This window comes from Streptococcus sp. WB01_FAA12 (assembly GCF_012843315.1).
Lineage (GTDB): Bacteria > Bacillota > Bacilli > Lactobacillales > Streptococcaceae > Streptococcus.
In genome coordinates, this window is record NZ_JABAEX010000015.1 from 1 (window position 1) to 1993 (window position 1993).

Sequence of the window (1993 nt, forward strand, 5' to 3'; positions counted from 1 at the left end):
TCAATCCCAATCTCAGCGGGGACGACTTCCTTGGTACCGACGGGATGGCCATAGGGATCTGTCACAGATTCAATTCGCTTATAACCAACCTTGTTAGTCGTTTTATACTGTTGAATGTTGAGGGCTTCGAGCTTGGCTCCTACCTTGTCCATAGCCTCATAGAAGGGGCGGTCGATTTTATCCTTGATGTAGGTGGGAACATTTCCTGCATACCGCTCCAAGGTGGAGAGTTTGGATTGCAGAGTTTGTCCGGTACTTGTGTCATCGTGATAGCTATAGGACACAACACCATCCGTATCCTTTTCTGCTATCAAGCGTTGGACTTGCTCAGAGATCTTTACTAAATCTTCTACTCGCTTGCCAAACCCTGTAGAACCCCTACTGACACCATAGGAGCCAGAGTATGGATTCGTATAATTCATATAACCACTGCTAGATACCGAAGCAGTTTCAGTAAGTCCTGTCAGGGCTTGTTTCATCGTCTTCCAGGTCGATGAATGAAGTTCTACGTCTTTGGTCATTGGTCACCTCGCGGAATCATTCCCAGAGTTTCTAAGTTTTGTACCAGAGTAGGATTAGAAGAAAGACCATTTAGAAAATCATCTCTCAACTGAGCATCTTGTTGGAGCCACTGTCCCATCATACTTAAAATTTCACTATTGGCACGCCGATATAGGTCGCCAACTTCATTCACTTTATTGAGCATTTTAGAATAGTGATCCATTGCCTTGGAAGCTTCTCATTTGTGAAAAGGCACTTAAATGAATATTAAGTGCCAATATCAAAAATATTATAGCTGATTTTCTTTTACTTCCTCAAACCATTTTTCAAACTCTAGACGTGGAAGCAATTCTTCATCCTTGTCATAACGTCCTTCATAGCTATAGCGACTATCAAGACTGTTTTTCTGAGCATCATAAATCAACCACATTTCAGTTGGATGTTCGCGATTGTATTCTTGGCAAAGCTTAACCATTCTTTTTATATCTTGTGCACCAATTCTTAATAGACTAAACTGAATTTCATCCGAACTATCTATTTTATTAGGTAGGTAATCCGAAATCTCATCTCTATCCAGATAATGATTATTAGATTTAAAAAAAACATCAAATCTATAAAAACCATCAGCAACGCAATAAATAAATATTTTATCTGCTTGATTTTGCACATATTCCATTGCTAACGAAACCATATCAATCTGGATTTCCATAAATTTATCTTCAAATTGTGTCATATTATTCTCTCTTTATCTGTTTATATTTGGAATTATTTCGTTATATTTTTTCCCATCAATCTTATAATTAACTTCAAAGCTAGTTGGTCTCATTGAAGAGCCCTCGTAGTTAATTTTAACGTCTACTTCAACTTTCTTTGGTGGGTTTGATTTTAAAGCATCTGCCCAATCACGTTCAATACGACGGTATTCTTTTAAGTTGACATCTTTAGCTTGTGAAACAAGGTTATCTAACTCAGGTGATCCACCAAATAGATCGCCGAATATATGTCCTGCATGATCCCCGATTTCTTTATCTGGAGTATTCGAATTATGAGGTAATCTACCTTCATGGAGTTTTAGTTGTAAATCTTCGGCATACGCCCGATCAATACGCCCCACCTCATCAGTACGGTAAAGATAGCTATGCTCTCCAGCCTCATATACAACATTAGGTTTCGGAACTTTTCCATCCAGATGACTTCCATCTTTCAAGATCTCACTAGCATCTTCTATCCAATGTTTAGTTTGCGATGTTCCTAGCCCACCTCCAGTTTGACCTCCTAGTCTAGGAGTTTTCTTACCTCCCAATTCCATCACATCATCCACACTACCGTCTAGATTCTTCGCGAAAGCACTGAGATTATCTGCTAGATGTGTTAGCTTCCCTCCACCACTTGATAGAACACCATCTGCTAGTTGTGGCTCTAGCCCAATATTCAGACGGAAGTTCTGTGCGGCTTCACTTAAAACATTATCTGCATGGCGCAAACCATCGCT

The 1993-nt window shown here is 39.5% G+C and carries 3 protein-coding genes and 1 pseudogene; all 4 read right to left on the bottom strand.

All coding sequences use genetic code 11. From position 1 onward, the window contains the following. Positions 1 to 521, bottom strand: a pseudogene (locus HF881_RS10315) (type IV secretion protein Rhs); the annotation flags it as partial. After that, complete coding sequence (locus tag HF881_RS10320; protein ID WP_240956809.1) at positions 518 to 724, bottom strand: hypothetical protein; 207 nt, start codon at positions 722 to 724, stop codon at positions 518 to 520. The gene HF881_RS10320 and the pseudogene HF881_RS10315, both read right to left, overlap by 4 nt. A 66-nt stretch (positions 725 to 790) precedes the next feature. Further along, positions 791 to 1234, bottom strand: a complete 444-nt coding sequence (locus HF881_RS10325; protein ID WP_169447410.1) for a hypothetical protein — start codon at positions 1232 to 1234, stop codon at positions 791 to 793. Between the two features lie 12 nt (positions 1235 to 1246). Continuing rightward, positions 1247 to 1993, bottom strand: a 747-nt coding sequence (locus HF881_RS10585) for a DNA/RNA non-specific endonuclease (RefSeq protein ID WP_240956810.1), incomplete at its 5' end; no start/stop codon positions are given.

Excerpts from the sequence above, each read along its gene's own strand:
- HF881_RS10325 (WP_169447410.1), bottom strand. The coding sequence starts at position 1,234 with ATGACACAATTTGAAGATAAATTTATGGAAATCCAGATTGATATGGTT.
- HF881_RS10320 (WP_240956809.1), bottom strand. The coding sequence starts at position 724 with ATGGATCACTATTCTAAAATGCTCAATAAAGTGAATGAAGTTGGCGAC.